The sequence below is a fragment of the Pedobacter sp. Bi126 genome, assembly GCF_918698245.1.
GTDB lineage: Bacteria > Bacteroidota > Bacteroidia > Sphingobacteriales > Sphingobacteriaceae > Pedobacter.
This window is the reverse complement of the sequence record NZ_CAKKMS010000004.1, coordinates 358,996-381,856: the sequence shown is the minus strand read 5'-3', so window position 1 is coordinate 381,856 and position 22,861 is coordinate 358,996. Positions and strand designations below refer to the sequence as shown.

General features: G+C 38.8%; 17 protein-coding genes. 7 read left to right on the top strand and 10 right to left on the bottom strand.

The genetic code is table 11. The features are described 5' to 3' along the window. Positions 1 to 9 precede the first annotated feature (9 nt). The 5 genes from ileS to LQ201_RS16415 all read left to right on the top strand — a co-directional run bounded on the left by ileS (position 10) and on the right by LQ201_RS16415 (position 6,217). The gene (gene ileS / locus LQ201_RS16435; protein ID WP_230144525.1) at positions 10 to 3,411 is read left to right on the top strand and encodes an isoleucine--tRNA ligase; all 3,402 of its coding nucleotides are present in this window, start codon (positions 10 to 12) and stop codon (positions 3,409 to 3,411) included. 30 nt (positions 3,412 to 3,441) lie between these two features. Beyond that, complete coding sequence (locus LQ201_RS16430; protein ID WP_025144123.1) at positions 3,442 to 3,825, top strand: TraR/DksA C4-type zinc finger protein; 384 nt, start codon at positions 3,442 to 3,444, stop codon at positions 3,823 to 3,825. Beyond that, entirely contained in the window at positions 3,825 to 4,427 is a 603-nt protein-coding gene (locus LQ201_RS16425; protein ID WP_108198061.1) for a lipoprotein signal peptidase, read from the top strand. Before LQ201_RS16430 ends, LQ201_RS16425 begins: the two co-directional genes overlap by 1 nt. A 407-nt stretch (positions 4,428 to 4,834) precedes the next feature. Then, positions 4,835 to 5,353 (top strand): DUF4269 domain-containing protein, encoded by a 519-nt coding sequence (locus LQ201_RS16420; protein WP_230144524.1) that lies wholly within the window; start codon positions 4,835 to 4,837, stop codon positions 5,351 to 5,353. A gap of 183 nt (positions 5,354 to 5,536) precedes the next feature. Next, a complete protein-coding gene (locus LQ201_RS16415) occupies positions 5,537 to 6,217 on the top strand; it encodes a DUF1080 domain-containing protein (protein WP_230144523.1) in 681 nt (226 codons plus the stop codon). 15 nt (positions 6,218 to 6,232) lie between these two features. On the opposite strand, the gene LQ201_RS16410 is transcribed toward LQ201_RS16415, so the two are convergent. From LQ201_RS16410 to LQ201_RS16395, 4 genes are all read right to left on the bottom strand, one after another. Next, a complete protein-coding gene (locus LQ201_RS16410; RefSeq protein ID WP_230144522.1) occupies positions 6,233 to 6,592 on the bottom strand; it encodes a DUF2809 domain-containing protein in 360 nt (119 codons plus the stop codon). 114 nt (positions 6,593 to 6,706) lie between these two features. After that, positions 6,707 to 7,933 (bottom strand): 2-oxoglutarate dehydrogenase complex dihydrolipoyllysine-residue succinyltransferase, encoded by a 1,227-nt coding sequence (gene odhB, locus LQ201_RS16405; RefSeq protein ID WP_230144521.1) that lies wholly within the window; start codon positions 7,931 to 7,933, stop codon positions 6,707 to 6,709. Between the two features lie 75 nt (positions 7,934 to 8,008). After that, positions 8,009 to 10,804, bottom strand: coding sequence for a 2-oxoglutarate dehydrogenase E1 component (locus LQ201_RS16400; protein ID WP_230144520.1), 2,796 nt, complete (start codon positions 10,802 to 10,804; stop codon positions 8,009 to 8,011). Positions 10,805 to 10,991: 187 nt separating this feature from the next. Beyond that, complete coding sequence (locus LQ201_RS16395; protein WP_230144519.1) at positions 10,992 to 12,266, bottom strand: DASH family cryptochrome; 1,275 nt, start codon at positions 12,264 to 12,266, stop codon at positions 10,992 to 10,994. Positions 12,267 to 12,436: 170 nt separating this feature from the next. Between LQ201_RS16395 and LQ201_RS16390 the strand changes: the two genes are divergently transcribed. Together LQ201_RS16390 and LQ201_RS16385 are read left to right on the top strand one after the other, a co-directional pair. Next, positions 12,437 to 13,339 carry a TIGR01777 family oxidoreductase gene (locus LQ201_RS16390; RefSeq protein ID WP_230144518.1) on the top strand — a complete coding sequence of 301 codons (903 nt, stop codon included), beginning with the start codon at positions 12,437 to 12,439 and terminating at the stop codon, positions 13,337 to 13,339. Between the two features lie 95 nt (positions 13,340 to 13,434). Further along, on the top strand, positions 13,435 to 14,736 hold the full coding sequence (locus tag LQ201_RS16385) for a deoxyribodipyrimidine photo-lyase (RefSeq protein ID WP_230144517.1): 1,302 nt from the start codon (positions 13,435 to 13,437) through the stop codon (positions 14,734 to 14,736). On the opposite strand, the gene LQ201_RS16380 is transcribed toward LQ201_RS16385, so the two are convergent. From LQ201_RS16380 to LQ201_RS16355, 6 genes are all read right to left on the bottom strand, one after another. Beyond that, entirely contained in the window at positions 14,726 to 15,595 is an 870-nt protein-coding gene (locus LQ201_RS16380; protein ID WP_230144516.1) for an FKBP-type peptidyl-prolyl cis-trans isomerase, read from the bottom strand. The two genes, LQ201_RS16385 and LQ201_RS16380, sit on opposite strands and share 11 nt — an antisense overlap. A gap of 3 nt (positions 15,596 to 15,598) precedes the next feature. Next, positions 15,599 to 16,084 (bottom strand): FKBP-type peptidyl-prolyl cis-trans isomerase, encoded by a 486-nt coding sequence (locus LQ201_RS16375; protein ID WP_230144515.1) that lies wholly within the window; start codon positions 16,082 to 16,084, stop codon positions 15,599 to 15,601. A gap of 140 nt (positions 16,085 to 16,224) precedes the next feature. Then, positions 16,225 to 16,671: an FKBP-type peptidyl-prolyl cis-trans isomerase gene (locus LQ201_RS16370; RefSeq protein ID WP_230144514.1), complete on the bottom strand. Its 447-nt coding sequence runs from the start codon at positions 16,669 to 16,671 to the stop codon at positions 16,225 to 16,227. Between the two features lie 335 nt (positions 16,672 to 17,006). Further along, positions 17,007 to 18,800 (bottom strand): acyl-CoA dehydrogenase family protein, encoded by a 1,794-nt coding sequence (locus tag LQ201_RS16365; protein WP_230144513.1) that lies wholly within the window; start codon positions 18,798 to 18,800, stop codon positions 17,007 to 17,009. 268 nt (positions 18,801 to 19,068) lie between these two features. Further along, positions 19,069 to 20,244, bottom strand: coding sequence for an acetyl-CoA C-acyltransferase (locus LQ201_RS16360; protein ID WP_230144512.1), 1,176 nt, complete (start codon positions 20,242 to 20,244; stop codon positions 19,069 to 19,071). A 136-nt stretch (positions 20,245 to 20,380) separates the two neighbouring features. Continuing rightward, the gene (locus LQ201_RS16355) at positions 20,381 to 22,786 is read right to left on the bottom strand and encodes a 3-hydroxyacyl-CoA dehydrogenase/enoyl-CoA hydratase family protein (protein WP_230144511.1); all 2,406 of its coding nucleotides are present in this window, start codon (positions 22,784 to 22,786) and stop codon (positions 20,381 to 20,383) included. Positions 22,787 to 22,861: the final 75 nt, after the last annotated feature.

The following is a 22,861-nucleotide window of genomic DNA, read 5'->3' as shown; positions in this document are numbered from 1 at the left end:
ACTTGATTGATGTATAGCGAATTTAAACAATTGGAACTTGCCAAAATAGGGCAAGAAATACTGGATTTTTGGAAAAAGGAAAATATCTTTGAAAAAAGTATTTCTTCCCGTCCTAAATCTAATCCGTTTACTTTTTACGAAGGGCCACCGTCTGCCAATGGCATGCCGGGGATCCACCACGTAATGGCGCGTGCAATTAAGGATATTTTTTGCCGCTATAAAACAATTAAGGGTTATCAGGTAAAAAGAAAAGCTGGCTGGGATACGCATGGCCTACCTGTTGAGCTTGGAACTGAAAAGGAATTAGGGATTACCAAAGAGGATATTGGTAAAACTATTTCTATTGAAGACTATAACGAAGCCTGTAAAAAAACAGTAATGCGTTACACTGATGTGTGGAACGAATTGACCGAAAAAATGGGCTATTGGGTAGATATGGATGATCCATACATTACCTATAAGTCGAAATACATGGAATCGGTGTGGTGGCTTTTGAAGCAGATTTACGATAAAGGATTAATCTATAAAGGTTATACTATCCAACCTTATTCTCCAAAAGCTGGGACAGGATTGAGTTCGCATGAGGTAAATCAGCCTGGCGCTTACCGAGATGTTACAGATACAACAATTGTTGCTCAATTTAAGGCGATAGCGGATACGTTACCTCCGTTTTTACAAACATTTGGAGATATTTACCTGATGGCCTGGACGACTACTCCATGGACTTTACCATCAAACACAGCTTTAACGGTTGGACCAAAAATCGACTATGTTTTGGTCAAAACTTTCAACCAATATACATTCTTGCCAACAAATGTAATTTTGGCAAAAAACCTGGTTGGCAAGCAATTCAGTAAAATTTTCTTTGAAAGCAACGAAGTTGAAGATTTTACAAATTTTAAAGCTGGCGATAAAAAAATCCCCTATCAAATACTTGCCGAATGCAAAGGAAGTGAGTTGGTTGGCATTAGATATGAACAACTATTAACTTACGCATTGCCGTATCAAAATCCTGAAAATGCATTTAGGGTAATTTCTGGAGATTTCGTAACTACAGAAGATGGTACCGGTATTGTTCATACCGCCCCTACTTTTGGCGCAGATGATGCTAAAGTAGCTAAGGAAGCCATTCCTGAAGTACCGCCAATGTTGGTATTAGACGAGAATGACACCCCCGTTCCATTAGTAGATTTACAGGGTAAATTCACTAAACATGTTGGTCCTTTTGCAGGCAAATATGTAAAAAACGAATATTACAATGCTGGCGAAGCACCTGAAAAATCGGTTGATGTAGAAATTGCTATTTTATTAAAAGAAGAAAATAAAGCTTTTAAAGTAGAAAAATATGTTCACAGTTACCCACACAGCTGGAGAACTGATGAGCCACTTTTATATTATCCTTTAGATTCATGGTTTATTAAAGTTACAGATGTTAAAGACAGGATGTTCGACCTTAATGAAACCATTAACTGGAAACCAAAGTCAACTGGCGAAGGTCGTTTTGGAAACTGGCTAAAAAACGCCAACGATTGGAATTTATCACGTTCGAGATACTGGGGAATTCCTTTGCCAATCTGGAGAACTGAAGATAAAAAAGAAGAAGTGTTAATTGGTTCTGTTGAGGAACTTTATAATGCCATTGAAAAATCTATAACAGCTGGTTTCCAGAAAGAAAATCCTTTTAAGGGATTCGAAATCGGGAACATGTCTGAAGAGAACTATGATTTGATCGATTTACATAAAAATGTGGTCGACAAAATTGTTTTGGTATCTCCATCAGGCAAACCAATGAGCCGCGAAAGTGATTTAATTGATGTTTGGTTCGATTCTGGTGCTATGCCTTATGCGCAGTGGCACTACCCTTTTGAAAACAAAGAAACAATTGATGGAAATGAAGATTTCCCTGCAGATTTTATTGCCGAAGGCGTAGACCAAACCCGTGGCTGGTTTTATACGCTACATGCGATCTCTACATTGGTTTTTGATAAAGTAGCGTACAAAAATGTAGTTTCGAATGGACTGGTTCTGGACAAAAACGGACAAAAAATGTCTAAACGTTTGGGCAATGCCGCTGATCCATTCCAAACCATTAATGAATATGGTGCTGATGCCACGCGTTGGTACATGATTTCTAATGCAAATCCTTGGGACAACCTAAAATTTGACATTGATGGAATTGCTGAAGTGCGCCGTAAATTCTTCGGAACACTTTACAATACCTATGCTTTCTTTGCCCTGTACGCCAATATCGATAAATTCGAGATCGATAAAAATAATTTAAGCAAAGTTGAAGAAAGGACGGAGTTAGACCGCTGGATTTTATCGTTATTGCAAACCTTAATCAACGAAGTTGATGGAAGTTACAACACTTACGAACCAACGAAAGCTACCCGTGCTATTCAGGCTTTTGTTGATGAACATTTGAGTAACTGGTACATCAGGTTAAGTCGTCGCCGTTTCTGGAAAGGCGAAATGACCGATGATAAACGTGCAGCTTACGAAACATTATATACTTGTTTAGAAACCTTGGCACAGTTGATGAGTCCTGTTGCGCCTTTCTTTGCCGATTGGTTATATAGAAACTTAACCATTACCGATGCACATGCGGAACAATCTGTCCACTTAACTTTATGGAAAGAGGCTGATCAAAGTTTAATTGATACCGATTTGAACGAGCGTATGGTTTACGCTCAGGATATTTCATCGATGGTTTTATCGCTGCGTAAAAAATCGGGCATCAATGTGCGTCAACCACTTGAGAAAATCTTAATTCCATCTTTAAGTGGCGATTTCGAACAAAAAATATCAAAGGTTGCAGATTATATCCTTTCTGAAACGAATGTTAAACATATTGAGTTCATTACCGATACGCATGGTATCGTTAAGAAAAAGCTGAAACCAAACTTCAAATCTTTGGGTAAAAAAGTTGGAAAAGAGATGAGCCTGGTTAAAGAGGCTTTAGAAAATTCCAATCAGGATGATATCCAACGTTTAGAAAATGATGGCTTCATCATCGTAGTTGGTAATAATGGTGAAGAATTTACCATCAATTTAAATGATGATGTTGAGGTTTTTGCCGAAGATATTCCGGGATGGCAGGTAACTAACCTGGGCAGTTTAACTGTTGCTTTGGATGTTACCATCTCAGAAGAGCTGAAACAAGAAGGTATTTCCCGCGAATTGGTTAACCGTATCCAAAACTTGCGAAAAGAATTAAACTTTGAAGTAACAGATAGGATTAAAGTTTCGTTACAAAATGATAACTTGGTGGCCGGCGCAGTTGCCAAAAACAAGGATTACATTTGCGCGGAAATATTGGCCGATGAATTTGAATTAACAGATACTGTAAATAATGCAAACAAAATCGTTATCGACGATGTTGAGTTAAGCATTTCAGTAACTAAAATATAAATCCATATATTAGAAAATTAGAAAAAGAACATGGAAAACAGCAACAAAACACGCTACTCAGACAGTGAATTACAAGAATTTAAAGAATTAATTCAAGATAAATTACGCATGGCGAAAGAGGAACTTAACTCTTTAACCACTTCTTTGAGTAATCCAAACGCAAACGGAACAGAAGATACTTCAGGTGCCTACAAAACATTAGAAGACGGTTCTGCAACAATGGAAAAAGAGCAGATCAATCAATTGGCTGCACGTCAGAAAAAATTTATTGACAACCTGGAGAATGCATTGGTGCGTATCGAGAACAAAACTTATGGTATTTGCCGCGAAACCGGAAAATTAATCCAAAAAGAACGTTTACGCGCTGTTCCTCATGCAACATTAAGCATGGAAGCTAAATTAAAGCAGAGTTAATGAAAGGCTATACAAAACCTTTAATTGTTATCTTTTTAGTTTTACTGGCCGATCAGCTGGTGAAAACCTGGGTTAAAACGCACATGTACCTCGGTCAGGAATTCCATATTATTGGCAAATGGTGTATTATCCATTTTACCGAAAATAATGGGATGGCCTTTGGGATGGAGTTTGGTGGTGAATTTGGCAAATTAGCCTTATCACTTTTCCGTATTGCAGCTGTTGCAGGAATTGGCTATGGCTTACATTATCTAATTAAGCATAAATATCACCGCGGTTTAATCTTAAATGTTGCACTGATTTTTTCTGGCGCATTAGGAAACATTATCGATTCTGTATTTTACGGAAAGATTTATGGTTACGAAAGCTGGTTTCACGGTCGTGTAGTAGACATGTTCTATTTCCCGATTGCAGAAGGCCACTTCCCTACCTGGTTCCCGATTTGGGGAGGCGAAGAGTTTGTTTTTTTCAGGCCTGTTTTTAACCTTGCAGACGCAGCCATTTCAGTTGGAGTGATACTGATCCTCATCTTCCAGAAAAACTACTTTAAAGAAGATGTAAAAGACGATGTGAGCATCAACAGTGAGATTGTAGAAGATTAAATAAATCCGTTGTCATTCTGAGCCTGTCGAAGAACGGCATCATACTATTATAAAACAAAGCCCATTTCTTAACTGAGATGGGCTTTGTTTTTTCAATGAATTCGTGATTGCGAGGAGGCCTTTTCAGCCGACGAAGCAATCTTTATTGTGAAATATCCGAAAGCATGAAAGATTGCTTCGCCGTTCCTTCTCGCAATGACGATAACAGTAGTGTTTGGAAAGCAGGTACAGCAACAAATATCAAAGTCTGTTCCCGCTATCCTTTCTGCCAATGCCTCTTGTGCTTTGCTTCAGTTTCTTCAGAAAAAATTAGGGCAGAATTAGAACGCATTGGCATTCATACTATCGGGTTTAGTAACTTTGGATGCTGCAAGAAACAAAGGTCAAAAACCCATAGCCCATAACGAATGATCAACTTTCTTGATATATCTTACTTAAAGCTTGGCAATGAAAGGCAAAAGAAGGCTTATCAGGTGCTAACTGATAATGAAATTATAGGAAAGCTTGCTCCTTACCATCCAATACTTGTGGGTACCATTCCAATCAATATCGACATCGAAAACAGCGATTTGGATATTATCTGCGAAGTTTCGGATAAGAATGAATTTATCGACAAATTAAATGTACTGTTTAGATCTGAAAAAGACTTCATCATTCGTGAAAGCCTCAAATTCGATGCGATTAAAGCGAATTTTATCATCGATGGTTTCGAAATAGAAATATTCGGCCAAAATATTCCCACCGCACGACAAAATGCATATCGGCATATGCTCATTGAACACAAATTACTCTTAGCTAGGGACGAAAAATTTAGGCAGGACATCATTGATCTCAAAAACCAAGGTTATAAAACCGAGCCAGCATTTGCTAAACTATTGAGGCTTGATGGAAATGCGTACGAAGAATTATTGAAATTGGAGTCTTAGCGAGACGCTAAAGACCAGATTAGGCAGCGGGGTATCGTCATCTCGACCGAAGTGGAGAGATCTATAAATACCGTAATCATAGATTTCTCCATTCCGTTGCACTCCAGTCGAAATGACGAACCCTCTTACAATTCTTCTGCCATTTATATTTAATATATTTGGAATACAAAAACCAAATATATCATGAAACTTTACTACGCCTTTTTACTACTAGTTATTATGAGCAGTTCAGCATTTGCTCAAAAAAGCCTTTTTAACGGAAAAAATCTAAGCGGTTGGCATGTAGATGTACCTGCAATGGATAAAAAGCCTGATACTATTAATCCATTTATTGTTCGCAATGGCATGTTGGTAAGTTTAGGTACGCCAGGTGGGCATTTAATAACCGATAAAATTTATAAAAATTACCAGTTAACAGTACAATACCGCTTTGCTGGCAAGCCAGGAAATTGTGGCGTTTTAGTTCATGCATCTACGCCAAGGGCATTGTATGGTATGTTTCCAAAATCGCTGGAAGTGCAGATGCAACATAAAGATGCTGGCGATTTCTGGTGTATCGAAGAAGATATTACAGTACCGGATATGGTTACCAGACGTGGGCCTCAAGAAAACTGGGGTGTAAATGGAAATAAACTCCGCCGGATTAAAAATTTAACAGATGACAGTGAAAAACCGCTTGGCGAATGGAATACCATGGTTATTCAATGTTTGAATAACGAAGTTAAAGTTTGGGTAAATGGCATATTGGTAAACTATGGCACAAATTGCACTGCAAGTAGCGGCCAGATTGCACTGCAAGCCGAGGGCAGTGAAGTAGAATTTAAACAATTGGATTTAAAAGCAATTAAAGCGCTTTCAAAATAAGAAAAGTGCTTTAGCTCAATCCTTAAAGCACAAACAGATCAGATAGCCTACAAAATAAGCGAGCAGATCGTAAACGCTAAAGGAAGTGCCCAATATAGTGCTCATTATTTTGTTGTTTTCCCAGCCAAACCAGGTAACATAATTTGCCTTTTGGAGGAACTCAATTACGAAAGAAAAAATTAAGACGCCTAATGATAACTGCTTATAATTGGTTTTAAGGAAAATCCTCAAAAATGCGTAAATCAAGATAACAACCAATACGTCTCCGCCAAACGGACGAATAAATGCATCATGAAGGTATTTGCCAATTAAGATTTCTACGATGAGAAGCGCGAGAAAAATAATGAGAAATTTTGAGTTGAACGTTAATTTCATTTTTCAGGTATAAAAAAAGAAGTCAAGTTTTTATAGCACGTTGGCCATTAAAACTTGACTTCTTTATCTTGACTTTCTATAAAGATTATAAGCCCTCTTTAGGGGACTTAGGGATTAGATACCTAATAATAATCTAGCCGGATCTTCTAACAATTGTTTCACACGAACCAAGAAACCAACCGACTCACGTCCATCGATGATTCTGTGATCGTAAGATAAAGCAACGTACATCATCGGACGGATGACTACCTCACCTTTTTCAGCTACCGGACGCTCAACGATGTTGTGCATGCCTAAAATAGCCGATTGCGGCGCATTAATAATCGGAGTCGACATCATTGAACCAAACACACCACCATTAGTGATAGTGAATGTTCCACCAGTCATTTCTTCGATGGTTAATTTGCTATCACGTGCTTTTAAAGCCAATTCTAAAACCGATTTTTCAATCTGCGCTAAAGTCATACTTTCTGCATTACGGATTACCGGAACCACTAAACCTTTTGGTGCAGAAACTGCAATCGAAATATCAGCGAAATCATTGTAAACCAATTCTTCACCTTCAATACGACCATTAACCGCAGGGAAATCTTTTAATGCTTCGGTAACTGCTTTAGTGAAAAAGCTCATGAAGCCTAAACCAACACCAAATTTTTCTTTAAACTGATCTTTATATTTTCCGCGTAAATCCATAATCGGCTTCATGTTAACTTCGTTAAAAGTAGTCAACATTGCGGTTTCATTTTTAACAGCAACTAAACGTTTTGCAACCGTTCTACGTAGTGGAGACATTTTTTCACGACGTTCGCCGCGACTACCTGCGGGAGCAGCAGCTACAACCGGAGCACTTGCTTTTGTTGCTTCTGGTTTTTTACCCGCCTCAGCCTTTACAGCATCGTCTTTAGTAATACGACCATCAACACCAGTACCTTTTACAGCAGCTGCATCAATTCCTTTTTCTGCAAGAATTTTACCAGCAGCAGGAGAAGGAGTTCCAGTAGCATAGCTTTCGCCTGATTTTTCGGCCACCGGAGCCGCAGTTTTATCTTCAGCAACAGCAGCCTTTTCTTCAGCTTTTGGTGCATCAGCTTTCGCCGGAGCCGCACCACCATCTTCAATTTTACAAACTACTGCACCGATGGCTAATGTATCGCCTTCGGCTGCTATGGTTTTTAAAGTTCCAGCTTGTTCTGCAGTTAATTCGAATGTTGCTTTGTCCGATTCTAATTCGGCAATAACTTCATCCATTTCAACAACATCGCCATCGTTTTTTATCCAACGTGATAAAACAACTTCGGTTATCGACTCACCAACAGGCGGAACTTTTATCTCTAAACTCATTTTTGTAATGTTATGTTTTTTATCTTCTAATAATCAATATCAAACGCCACGCTCCAAACGCTTAGCGCAATGCACCTAATCGATCTGAACTAATTTTTTTGTTGCTTTTTTGGCGATATCCTTTACATCATCCGTTACCGAAATCTCTAAAGCTTTTGCTAAAATATAAGCCTGTTGATTAGCATGTTGTTTTGCAAAACCTGTTGCAGTACTGCTGCTTTCTCTTCGCGAAATTACATCAATGCCTTTTAATGCTGTTTTGTATAACCTGCGGAACAAATATGGCCATGCGCCCATGTTCTCTGGCTCTTCTTGTACCCAGAAAACTTCTTTAGCATTTTTATATTTCTTCTGGATGGCTTCCATCTGATCAACTGGAGTTGGATACAGCTGCTCTACACGAACCAGGGCTACATGTTTCAATTTATCAGCCTGTTGTTTCTCCAGTAACTCGTAGTAAATTTTACCGCTACAGAAAACAATGCGTGTTACATCTGCAACTTTAACATTTACATCATCAATTACTTCTTTAAAACCACCTTCCGTAAATTCTTCTAATTTAGAAACACAAGCTGGGTGGCGCAATAAACTTTTAGGAGTAAATACCACCAAAGGTTTACGGAAATCGCGTTTAAACTGACGGCGTAAAACGTGGAAGAAGTTTGCCGGAGTAGTACAGTTTGTTACCTGCATGTTATAGTCAGCACAAAGCTCCATAAAACGCTCTATACGTGCTGATGAGTGCTCTGGCCCCTGACCTTCGTAACCGTGAGGCAATAACATTACCAAACCATTTTCGCGCTGCCATTTGGTTTCGGCACTTGCAATATATTGATCGACAACAATTTGCGCTCCGTTAAAGAAATCGCCAAATTGTGCTTCCCAAATGGTTAAAGCATTCGGGTTTGCCATGGCATAACCATACTCGAAACCTAAAACGCCGTATTCTGATAAGTGTGAGTTGTAAATATCGAAAGCCGCTTGTTGGTCTGAAATATTTGCCAATGGTACATATTCTTCCTCACTATCTTCAAGCGTTAATACCGCATGACGGTGAGAGAATGTTCCCCTCTCTACATCCTGACCGCTTAAACGAACACGTTTACCTTCTGATAACAAAGTACCATAAGCTAACTGCTCGCCCATTGCCCAGTCGAAAACATTGGTTTCGTTAACCATTTTGCCACGTTCAGCAAATAGTTTTTCGATTTTTTTGAAGAACTTTTTATTAGATGGCAAAGCAGTAATGCGCTTACCAATTTCTAATAAAGTAGACTTTTTAACCGCAGTAACAGGAGAAGATTCGAAATCTTTAGGTGTAGCCATACGCAAATCTGCCCATGCACCACCAAATTTAACTTCGGCATTACCTGCAACAAATTCTTTAGCTTCGTTTAAGCGTTCCTGCAAAATACCACGGAAATCTTTTTCCATTTCTTTTGCCAAACCGGCTTCTAACTTACCCTCTTTGGTTAACTGATCAATATAAATTTCCCTTGGATTAGGGTGTTTTTCGATTGTTTTGTATAATAATGGCTGGGTGAATTTGGGCTCATCAGACTCATTGTGTCCGAAACGACGGTAGCAAAGAATATCGATAAAAACATCGTTTTTATATTTCTGACGATACTCCATTGCCAGGTTAATTGCATAAACCAAAGCCTCAGGATCATCACCATTTACGTGGAAAACCGGAGATAAAGTTACTTTAGCAATATCGGTACAATAAGTACTGGTACGTGCATCTTTATAATTAGTTGTAAAACCAATCTGGTTATTAATTACCAAGTGAATAGTTCCACCGGTTTTATAACCTTCAAGGCCTGCCATCTGAATTACCTCGTAAACAATACCTTGTCCGGCAACTGATGCATCACCATGAATCAAAATCGGTGCTAAACGACTGTTATCGCCACCATATTTGAAATCGATTTTCGAGCGGCTCATGCCTTCTACCACACCATCAACAGTTTCTAAATGCGATGGGTTAGGACATAAACTTAAGTGAACACTTTTACCCGAAACGGTAGTTACATCTGTAGAATAACCTAAGTGGTATTTTACGTCGCCACCAAATGGCGTATCTGGGTTGTAGCTTTTACCTTCAAACTCAGCAAAAATATCTTTATATGTTTTTTGCATGATATTGGCCAACACGTTTAAACGACCGCGGTGTGCCATACCAATTACAAATTCCTCAATACCTAATTCAGCACCTTTTTCGATTACTGAATCTAAAGCCGGGATTAAAGCTTCTGCTCCTTCTAACGAGAAACGTTTTTGGCCCAAAAATTTGGTGCCTAAGAAATTTTCGAAACTTACCGCTTCGTTTAATTTCCGGAGAATGCGTTTTTTCTCATCGATTGAGAAATTAGGGGTATTACGTGCACTTTCCATTTTCTGCTGAATCCAGTTCAACACTTCAGGTGTACGTAAAAACTTATATTCTGCACCGATTGAGTGTGCGTATGTTTGTTTTAAAAAGGCTACAATGTCTTTCAATTTTGCCGCACCGATACCAATCTCAACACCAGAGTTGAAAACGGTTTCCAAGTCAGCATCCGATAATCCAAAATTTGCAAGATCTAATGTTGGTAAATGTTTACGTCTTTCGCGAACAGGATTGGTGTGCGTAAATAAGTGACCGCGGCTACGATAGCCATCAATCAGATTTAAAACATTAACCTCTTTTAAAAATTGTTCAGGAGTTTCCGCTGTTACTGCAGGCGCTTCTGATCCTCTTCCAAAATCGAAACCTTCAAAAAATTTCTGCCAACCAAATTCAACAGACTCGGGATCTTGTTGATAAGATTGATATAAAGACTCTATATATTCGGCGTTTGCGCCATTAAGATAAGATAATTTATCCATTATTAACTGTTTACTATAAGCATTACAAAATTAGAATTTTACCTTATATAAATGGCAAAAATCTCGATTAAAATGAGAATTATTGAATGAGAAAATTATTGAATGAGAGAATAACAAAAATACCACTTGTATTAGTCGATAAAATTTCAGTTCCATCATTCAATACTCTATCATTCAGTCATTACAACTATGATGCCCAAGTTAAGGAGTAATTGCCTTTTGGGTCGAGGTTTTTGATATTTTTATCTATGTCGAAAACACTTTTTGATTTCTGATCGTTACCTACACCTGCCACATTGGCCCAGTTTCCCCAATTACTTGCAGGATTATAATCAATCAGCTTTTCTTCAAAATATGCTGCGCCAAAAACCCAGCTTACTTCTAAATTATTGATTAGATATAAGGCAGCGGTTTGTCTGGCGATATTCGAAATGAAGCCGGTCTGATTTAGCTCTGTCATCACCGCATCTACCACAGCAAAACCTGTTTGCGCATTTTTCCATTTACTAAAATTATCCTGCTCATTCACAATGTCAACCAGTCCCTGGCTGCCAAATCCATCCGGACTAAAAAAAGTATTGCCATATTTTTTAAACATGAAACGGAAATAATCTCTCCAAAGCAGGCCTAATAAAATATGATTGAACATGGCTTTTGTATTGGGCACACCTTCCATCTTTTTAATTTCCCAGTATACTTTCCGTGGCGATAAACTACCCATGGCCAGCCATGCTGATAGTTTTGAAGCCAGAATTAAATTCTTGGTTGTTGCAGCCTGCTGCATAGCCACAATCACTTTTTGAAGGTGTGCTAATCCTTCGGCCTCGCCACCAACAAATTCAAAATCAGAACGTTGGTCTTTTTGCTGTGGCAACAGATTAAGATCTTCTAACGAAGATAATGTTCCCCAGTCAATCACCTCGGCTACGTTAATCCGATCGGGTGCCGCAAAACAAGGCTTGATAATCGAATCGCGTTCAATTTTCTTTTTAAATTGGTTAAAGGCGTCGGGAATATCCTTAATGGGAAAAGGGAGGTCTTCCTTATTATATAAGGTATGGCCGATAAAATGTTTCAGGTTGATGCGTAATTTCCAAAGTGCATTTTCTACCAAAGTTGAAACATGCGTTTCTTCGCGTGCCACTTCACGGTGATGGTAAACTTCGGTAATCTCATATTCCTGAACGAGTTGAGGAATAATATCTTCGGGGTTGCCTTCGGCGATAAGCAAGTTACCGCCAATCTGTTTTAAAGAATTGCGTAATCCTAAAACACTTTCTAAAATAAACTGTGCTCTAATATTACCTGTTTTTAACGTACCGTATTTTGTTTCGCCAAAAGAACGGCGATCGAGAATGTAAACAGGCAAAATTGAATCAGATTTAGCAATCGCCTCGACCAGCATTTCATTGTCATGCAAGCGAAGATCATTTCTAAACCAGACTAAAATTTTTTTGGACATCTTTTATCGAAAAGGGTGTAAGAACGCGTTTACAAATTTATCTTATTTTTCTTCTTCATCAAACCCCTAAATAATTCTTTACAAATAGGTAACAAAAGAATTAGAACTGAATTAATATCGTTTTAAATGAAGCCATAAAAACCCTTTTGTATCTTTGCTGTTTTAAAAAGATGGCTAAGAAGATTCTGATTACCGGGGCTACAGGACTTGTGGGTACTAAGCTGAAAAAACATTTACTAAATAAAGGTTATGAGGTGAACACACTTTCGAGAAAGAAAGACAAAAATCCGAATAATTTTGTGTGGGATGTTCACAATGGAACTATTGATGCTGACTGTTTGAATGGTGTAGATGCCATTATCCATTTAGCGGGAGAACCTGTGGCCGATAAAAAATGGACCAACGAACGCAAAAAACAGATCATCGATAGTCGTGTAAAATCAACAGAATTACTCTTTAAAACCATTAAATCAAAACCCGACAATCAGCTAAAATCGTTTATTTCTGCTTCTGCAGTTGGTTTTTATGGTGATTGTGGTGATGAAATTTTAACCGAAGAAAGTCCAAATGGTTACGGATTTTTAGCCGAATGTTGTAAACTTTGGGAAGATGCTGTAGACCAAGGTAAAAAGCTAAGCCTCAGAATTGTAAAACTCCGTACCGGAATCGTTTTAAGCAATCATGGCGGCGCCTTACCGCAACTCGATAAACCGGTTAAGTTATTTGCCGCAGCAGCTTTAGGTACAGGTAAACAATGGACTCCCTGGCTGCATATTGATGATATGGTAGAAATGTACATCGAAGCCATCGAAAATCTTAAAATGGAGAATTGTTATAATGCCTGTGCTCCTTTTCCAGTCACCAATAAGGCGCTAACCAAAGCCATTGCTAAACAGCTGCACCGTCCTGTTTGGCCGATCAAGGTTCCAAAAAAGGCACTGGAATTGTTATTGGGAGAACGTGTTGAAGCTGTTTTAATGAGCAACAATACCTCAGCTCAAAAAATCTTAGATGCAGGATTCAAATTTAAATTCACCCATTTGGAGGATGCTTTGAAGGATCTGTACAAATAGGGTTAATTGGTTAACCCACGCCAAACGTTCAGCTCCAAACGCTTCTTCAATTGTTCAAATCTTCAAAATAATTTGTTTCCTTATAATTCCCTTTAATGACTTCAATATCCATTCACTGGTTTCGCCGCGATTTACGTTTAACAGATAATACTGCTTTGTATCATGCACTTAAAAGTGGTTACCCGGTCTTACCATTGTTTATTTTTGATCAAAACATATTGGATAAACTTCCAACAGCTGATGCCCGCGTAACTTTCATTTACCAAACCATTGAGGATTTAAAAAAAGAACTTCAGCTACATGGGTCAGATTTATTGGTAAAATATGGCAAGCCCGAAAAAATATGGTCAGAGATTTTAAAGGAATATGATGTTAAGGGTGTATATACCAATCATGACTACGAACCTTATGCCCGCGAACGTGATGATAACATGGCCGAATTTTTAACCAGCGAAAAAATAGCCTTCAAAACATACAAGGATCAGGTTATTTTTGAAAAAAACGAAATCCTAAAAGCAGATAAAACACCTTACACTGTTTTTACCCCTTTTTACAAACAATGGCATGCCAAGCTAAACGATTTTTATGTGAAGGCTTATCCTACTAAAAAATACTTCGAAAATTTACTTAAAACTGAGCATTTGCCTGGTGTAACGTTAAAAGAGATGGGCTTTGAAAAGAGCAAACTGGATTTCCCGAAAATCAACTATAAAAACAAACTCGATGATTATGCAAAAGAACGTGATTTCCCTGCGCTCGATGGCACCACACATATCGGACTGCATTTGCGTTTTGGAACATTAAGCATCAGAAAAGCTGTAAAGGATGCATTGGAAGCAAAATCGGACGTCTGGCTTTCAGAATTGGCATGGCGGGAATTTTATATGACCATACTCTGGCACTTCCCCTACTCCGCTTTCGATTCTTTTAAAAAACAATACGATAAAATTAAATGGCGCAACAACGAAGCTGAATTTAAGGCCTGGTGCGATGGCAATACGGGTTATCCCATTGTAGACGCTGGCATGAGGCAGCTCAACCAAACCGGCTGGATGCACAACCGTGTACGCATGATTGTGGGCAGTTTTTTAACCAAACATTTACTCATCGATTGGCGGTGGGGAGAAGCTTATTTTGCCGAAAAATTATTGGACTACGAAATGGCAAGCAATGTAGGCGGCTGGCAATGGGCCGCCGGATCAGGGAACGATGCCGCACCATACTTTAGGGTTTTTAACCCTGAACTCCAAACCAAAAAATTCGACCCTAGGGTCGAATATATTAAAAAGTGGGTGCCAGAATTTGGGACAAAAAAATATGCCCAACCAATAGTTGAGCATACATTTGCAAGAGAAAGGGTTTTAAAAGTTTTTAAAGAGGCGTTATCTAATTCGTAACCTTTACAATTTCAATATCGAAATCTAAAGGAGATACCCCGTTAGCTAAATCAGCAGGGATAATCAAACGAAGCTTTCCCCCGGCTGTTACTTTTCCCGGCAATATTAACTGCCACCCTTTATATAAATTACTCAGAACATCAGTAAAAGTTCCATCGGTACTACTTTGTAAAACTGTTCCATCTAAATAGCGCACGGTGTAGTTAGCAACTATTGTAGAGTTCACATTAATTACGTCTGTTCCTGTTCCAGGGGTGGTAATACTATATCGCGCTCTGGAAGGATCTTTAATCAGTGTTAAATTATTGTTGGTAATAAATTTATTGATCTCAAACTCGTCTATTTCATGTCTTTTCGCTCCAGCATATATCCCTAAATCAACAAGGATATTTTCATTCGAACCAATATTTAAAAAACTTACGCCGTTCCTACCAAAAGCCATACTAGAAGGCATAATTAAAGTTGCTTTGCCACCTCTTTTTAATTTGGTTAACACTTCTCTAATTGGTGTAAATACATACGATACGTTATTAATGGTAAATCGATCTGTATAACCCAAAAAGGTTCCTGGAATCATTAAATCAGATGTTTGATTTAGCACCTGCCCGGATAAGGTTTTAAAGATATATGAATAATAAACCGAATCTTGGTTTGCAACACTTGCACCAGAACCTACGTCGGTGAGTTTATAATAATAGCCTTTTGTATCTTTAGTGAAGGTAAGATTATTCTTTTTAAGATAAGCCTGGATAGCGGCATCATCTACACTTTCAATAGACTCATATTCCTTTTTACATGAGCTGAAGATTGTAGTAGCCAGTAAAAGTGCAAATAGGCTAAGTTTAGTAAATTTGTTCATTTATTATTGTACGTCTGTAAGTGTTATAGTAAAATCGAGTATTGAATTTGCCGGAACCAAAGCTGAAGGTGATTGTGTCCCATAAGCGTAATAAGAAGGTATGATCAATCTGATCTTACCACCTTTCTGTATTTTTTGAATCCCAAATTGCCATCCTACAATAACGTTTCCGAGTAGAAACGAGGTTGGGGTTCCTTTGGTACTATCGAAAATAGTTCCGTTTAATAATCTCCCTTCATAATCTGACGTGATTTTTGTAGATGCTTTATACTCTACACTTCCAGTCCCAGGCTCTAATATCTGATAAAATATACCACTGGCATCTTTCGTAGCCGAGATATTATTAGTCTTAACAAAAGCACTTATTGCAGCAGTATCGGCCTTAAATTGTGGAGTAGGGTCGTAATCATCAACCGGCACATTTTTCTTACAGGCTGCTAAGCACCCTGCAAAGCAGATCATGAGTATAAAATATTTAAACTTAACCATCAATCGCAAAAATAAGCTTTTAATACGGATGCTACAATTTTTAACCTATTTTAACAATTTTAAGGCGCTTAAAGGTAAAATCAAAAAGACTAAAGCGGCATTTTGATTTGAATTTAGTCTTTTATCCTTAGTCTGTACGCTTATTGTGTATTAGACAGCTGTATGGTAAAATCTAATACAGCGTTACCAGGGATAGGACCTACCGAACTGCTTCCATAACCCAAACCCGGCGGAACGATTAATCTTATTTCTCCACCTTTTTGTATTTTAGGGATACCGATTCTCCAACCAGATATTAGTTCGGCAAGATTAAAGGTCTGCTCTTTGCCATCGCCATTATCAAATACAGTTCCATCTAATAACCTACCTTCATATTTAATGGTTATTTTGGTGTTATTTGGATAAGTGAACGACCCCGAACCGGGTTTAATGATCTGATAATATAAGCCAGAATCATCTCTAACTGCGTTAATATTATTTTGTTTGATGAAATCGGCAATTTGTTTTTCAGGGTCTTCATCTTTTTTACAAGATGAAACCATAGCTACACATAAAAGAAGTATCGGAAGTAATCTAAATTTAAACATGCGCGAAAATATGATTTTAATTACGCAACCTTAAAAACTAAGCTAATTTTTCAATTATGATGAAGCAATCTTAATACGGTCGCTATACCCCATAGTTGTAAGATTGCTTCGTCATTCCTCCTTGCAATGACGAACTTTCTTTTGGAATCTATCAATGTTAGGAACGAAGCATTTGTTAAAATTCGGTTAAGGTGTTTCGACAGGCTCAACATGACAAAATAGGATAAAAAACAACTCATATGAAAAAACACTATGTATTAAAAACCAAAAAAGGTTTAGCGCCTGAGTTAATGCACCCAAACCCTAAACCTTAAACCCTCTACCCTAAACCTACCTTAAAAAATATACTTATTTGCTTCAATAAGCTGTTGGGCAACTCTTTGACGGGCATCTTTAACATTAAATGGTTCTACTTTGGTAAAACGGCGTAAACCAACAAGCATTATACGTTGCTCATCACCTTCGGCAAATGCCCAAAGCGCTTCTTTACCCGCTTTGGCTATACCATCAACTGCTTCTACCAAATAAATTCTTAATAGATCTAATTGGCCTGCAACTGCTTCCTCTCCACGGATACTTGCTAATTTTTCTGTTCTCAACAATGCCGATTCGAGCACATAAACATAACTGGCCATATCTGCAATGTTCATTAAAATTTCCTGCTCTTTGCTTAAGGTCATCATTAATTTTTGAACCGCAGCACCAGCCACCATTAAAGTTGCTTTTTTCAAATTCGAGAGCACTTTTTTCTCTGCAGCAAACAAGGTGGTATCTTCTTCGCCAAAATCAGGGATACTCATTAATTCAGCTGCAACTGCTGTAGCAGGTGTCATTAAATCCAGTTCACCTTTCATGGCGCGTTTCAGCATCATATCAACGGTTAATAAACGGTTAATTTCGTTTGTACCTTCGAAGATCCGGTTGATACGTGCATCACGATAAGCCCTATCCATTGGCGCATCGGCACTAAAACCCATGCCACCGTAAATCTGCACACCTTCATCCACAGTATAATCTAAAGCTTCAGAACCCCATACTTTTAAAATGGCACACTCTACCGCAAATTGCTCAACAGATTTTAACCTTGCTTTACCAGATTCCATTCCACCTGCAACCAGTTGATCGTAAGTATCATCAATATTCTGACCTGCACGGTAGTTCGCCGCATCAACAGCGTAAAGCTTAGAAGCAATCTCTGCAATTTTAAAACGGATGGCGCCGTATTTAGAAATCGGGCGGCCAAACTGGATCCGCTCATTCGAATAATTAATCGCTGTATTTAAAGTTGCTTTTGAAGCACCAATAGCTGCCGCTGATAATTTAATACGGCCAATATTTAAAATGTTAACCGCTATTTTGAAACCGTTTTCTCTATCGCTCAACATGTTCTCAACCGGCACCGGACAATCGTTAAAGAAAACCTGACGGGTTGAAGAACCTTTAATACCCATTTTATGTTCTTCGGGATTCATGGTTATGCCACCGAAATCTTTCTCTACAATAAATGCAGTTAAGTTTTTATCATCGTCAATTTTAGCGAAAACAATAAAAATATCGGCAAAACCACCATTGGTAATCCACATTTTCTGTCCTGTAATGATATAGTGTTTACCATCATCGCTCAGCGTGGCTTTGGTTTTACCAGAGTTCGCATCCGAACCTGAGTTTGGTTCAGTTAAACAATAAGCAGCCTTCCATTCGCCAGAGCCTAGCTTAGGAATATACTTTGCTTTTTGTGCTTCATTACCATAATATAAAATTGGTAAGGTACCAATTCCGGTATGAGCAGAAAGTGCAACGGCGAAAGAGTGGCCTGCACCTACAACGTCTGCAACCAGCATGGAAGTATTGAAGTTTTTACCAAAACCGCCGTACTCTTCCGGTACCGAAACACCAAGAATACCCAGTTCACCAGCTTTGGTTAAAAGTGTAGGCATGAGCTCGGGATCTTCCTGTTTGTCAATTTTATCTAAATTGGGATAAACCTCAGCCGCCAGAAAATCGCGACAGGTTTGTGCAATCATCTGCTGCTCTTCATCAAATTCTTCAGGGATAAATACTTCCTGATAAGTGGTATCCTTAATTAAGAATTCACCGCCTTTAATTGTCTTTTTTTCAGTTGTTTCCATTGTTTTAGTATCTAGTAGCGACAATTGAAATCGCTTAATTTTCATTTTTTGTTCATTCTTCTTGCCGCATCGTCATGCTGAATTTATTTCAGCATCTTTCATGCTAAGCCACTTTGTAATTAAGACCCCGAAATAAATTCGGGGTGACGATCGCTCTTAGCATTTGCCTTACTCGGTTGTGATTGCTTCGTGCCTCGCAATCACACAACTGTCCCTATTATCAACACAAAGCATTAAGATTGCTTAGTGCCTCGAAATGACGATCTGCCTAAAATAGTTCAAAAATCCCCGCTGCACCTTGCCCGGTTCCTACGCACATGGTTACCATTCCGTACTTTTTGTTCTGTCTTTTTAGCTCATTCATAATCTGTACGGTAAGTTTTGCTCCTGTACAGCCCAACGGATGCCCTAATGCAATTGCACCACCATTTACATTAATTACATCTGGATTTAAATCCAGTGTTCTGATTACGGCTAACGACTGTGAGGCAAAAGCTTCGTTCAGTTCGATTAAATCGATATCTTCTTTTTTCAAACCCGCTTGTTTCAATGCTTTTGGAATTGCCTCAATTGGGCCAATCCCCATAATGCGTGGCGGAACTCCTGCGACACCGTAACTTACCAACCTGGCAATCGGTTCTGCGTTTAATTCTTTCATTTTCTTTTCAGACACCACTAGCACAAAAGCTGCCCCATCAGATGTTTGCGATGAATTACCCGCGGTTACACTTCCAACAGCATCGAATACGGGTTTTAATTTCGCCAACTTATCTAAAGTAGTATCTGCTCGTGGGCCCTCATCGGTATCAACCACGTAAGAACGGGTTTTCTTTTTAAGGTTGGCATCGAGGTAATTTTCGTTTACTGTGATAGGTAGAATACCGTCTTTTAAATGACCGTTTTTTATAGCGTGAATGGCTTTTTCATGAGATTTTAACGAAAAAGCATCTTGATCTTCACGGCTCACATTATATTCTTTAGCTACTGCCTCGGCGGTTAAGCCCATACCCCAATACCAGTCTGGATTGTTTTTTGCAACCTCCGCATTTGGTACAAGCTTCCAACCTCCAAAAGGCATTCCACTCATCACCTCTACACCACCTGCAATAATGCAATCGGCCATGCCAGCCTTAATTTTGGCAACTGCTGTAGCAATGGTATCTAAACCCGATGCACAATAGCGGTTTACCGTAACACCAGGAACTTTATCAGTATCCAACCCCATTAGCGAAATCATACGGCCAATATTTAAGCCTTGCTCTGCTTCTGGAGTAGCGTTACCCACAATTACATCATCAATCTGTTCGTTATCTAAATTCGGAACCGATGCCACTAAAGCCCTGATTACTTCTGCGGCTAAATCATCAGCTCTTGTAAAACGGAATACGCCACGGGGCGCTTTGCCCACTGCTGTACGATATCCGGCTATAATATATGCTTCCATTGTTTTAGTATCTAGTAGCCAGAATCAAGTATCAAGACCTAATCCTCGCATTGTTTTATTTGTTATTAATGTAAGTAAAACTTTATTCAACATTCGTATCTTGATACTTGATACTCATATCTAAACATTTAACTCACTAATTCCTCAACGGTTTCCCCTTGGTAATAATGCTTTGAATCCGCTCTAACGATTTCCGCTCACCTGCAAGTGATAAAAATGCTTCTCTTTCCAGATCCAATAAATATTGCTCTGTTACATCTGTTGGAGCCGATAAGTCGCCGCCACACATCACATAACCTAATTTTTCGGATATTTTTTTATCGTGCTCGGAAATGAAATGCCCTGCATACATGCTATTTGCACCTGCATAAACAATTCCCAAACCTTGCTTTCCTAGCACTTTAATATCGTTCCGTTGCACGGGTTTTGTATAACCAGCATCAGCCAATTCTATTGCTTTAGCTTTAGCATCGGCCAATAAGCGGTTCCGGTTCATCGAGATGGAGAATTTGTCTTTTTGCAGATAGCCCAGTTCATAAGCCTCGTAACCAGAAGTAGAAACTTTCGCCATTCCGATGGTTAAGAAACGGTCTTTCAGGGCATTTTGCACAATCTGATCATCTTTATACTCATCAGAAGCACGCAAAGCAAATTCTTTTGTTCCGCCACCACCAGGGATAACGCCAACACCAAACTCAACCAAACCCATATAAGTTTCGGCAGAGAGCTGAACATGATCGGCATGTAAACTAAACTCGCAACCACCGCCCAGGGTTAAATTATGTGGGGCAACCACAACCGGAATAGAAGAATAACGGATGCGCATCGAAGTATTCTGGAACATTCTGATCGCCATATTCAATTCATCCCACTCCTGCTCTACCGCCATCATAAAAATCATCCCAACATTTGCCCCGGCAGAGAAGTTTGCACCATCATTGCCGATTACCAAACCACGGTAATCTTTCTCGGCCATATCAATCGCTTTGTTGATACCCGAAATCACATCACCGCCAATGGTATTCATTTTGGTATGGAATTCTACATTCAGAATGCCATCGCCCAGATCGATAATGGAAACACCTGAGTTTTTCCAAAGGGTTTTATTTTCGCGGAGGTTATCTAAAATGATAAACTCATCCGTTCCCGGTAAGGCTTTATAACTTTTTGAAGGGATATCGTAATATTTTTTAACGCCATTTTCTACTTTATAGAATGAAGTATTCCCGGCATCGAGCATTTCATGCACCCAAGCCGCAGCTTTATTGCCATATTGCTCCATCCCTTCGATGGCTTCTTTTACGCCAACTGCATCCCAAAGTTCGAAGGGACCAAGTTCCCAACCGAAACCTGCACGCATGGCATCATCGATACGATAGAGTTCGTCAGAAATTTCTGGAATCCTATCTGATACATATTCAAATAAACCAAATGAAGAATGGCGGAACAATTCGCCTGCCTTATCTTTTCCCTTTGCAAAAATCTTCATGCGTTCACGAAGATTTTCAACCGGCTTAGTCATTTCTAAGGTAGCCGATTTTACTTTTTGCTGTGGTTTGTATTCTAAAGTTTTTAAATCAAGCGCAAGGATTTCGGTTTTACCATCAGCAGTTTTTGTCTTTTTATAGAAACCCTGTTTGGTTTTGTCGCCAAGCCATTTGTTCTCTTCCATTTTTTGCACGTATACTGGAAGTTTAAACAAATCATGTGCTTTATCATCCGGACAATTATCGTAAAGTCCTTTTGCTACTTTGATCATGGTATCTAAACCCACCACATCCGAAGTACGGAAAGTAGCCGATTTTGGTCTACCCAAGGCTGGTCCGGTAAATTTATCAACCTCTTCTACTGTCAGATCCAATTTTTCAACTAGATGCAAAAGTGCCATGATGGAATAAACACCTACACGATTGGCGATAAAAGCCGGGGTATCTTTACATAAAACAGTTGTTTTTCCTAAAAACTTATCGCCATAATGCATCAGAAAATCAACAATTTCAGGTTGCGTATGCGGCGTAGGGATAACCTCCAATAATTTTAAATAGCGGGGCGGATTAAAAAAGTGTGTTCCGCAGAAATGCGATTTAAAATCATCAGTCCTTCCTTCAGCCATTAAGTGAATTGGAATACCAGAAGTATTCGAGGTAATCAATGTGCCGGGTTTACGGAACTGCTCTACCTGCTCGAAAACTTTTTTCTTGATATCAAGATTTTCGACCACAACTTCAATTACCCAATCGTAACCGGCAATTTTCGGCATATCATCGTCGAAATTTCCAGTTTTGATCTTATTTAGTGCCTTTTTGCTATAAACTGGAGATGGATTTGTTTTTACAGCCGTTTGCAAAGCTGTATTAACAATCCGATTTTTTACAGCTGGGTTATCCAGTGTTAATCCTTTTGCCTGTTCTTCGGGACTTAGCTCTTTCGGGGCAATATCTAATAACAATACCTCTACACCAATATTGGCGAAGTGGCATGCAATACGCGACCCCATAATACCCGAACCTAAAACTGCAACTTTATTAATGCTTCGTTTCATTATCTATTTGCTTTTCATTAGTCTGATAGTACCATGTATGCAGCAACCTACCAAACAGATTTGATTATTATATTT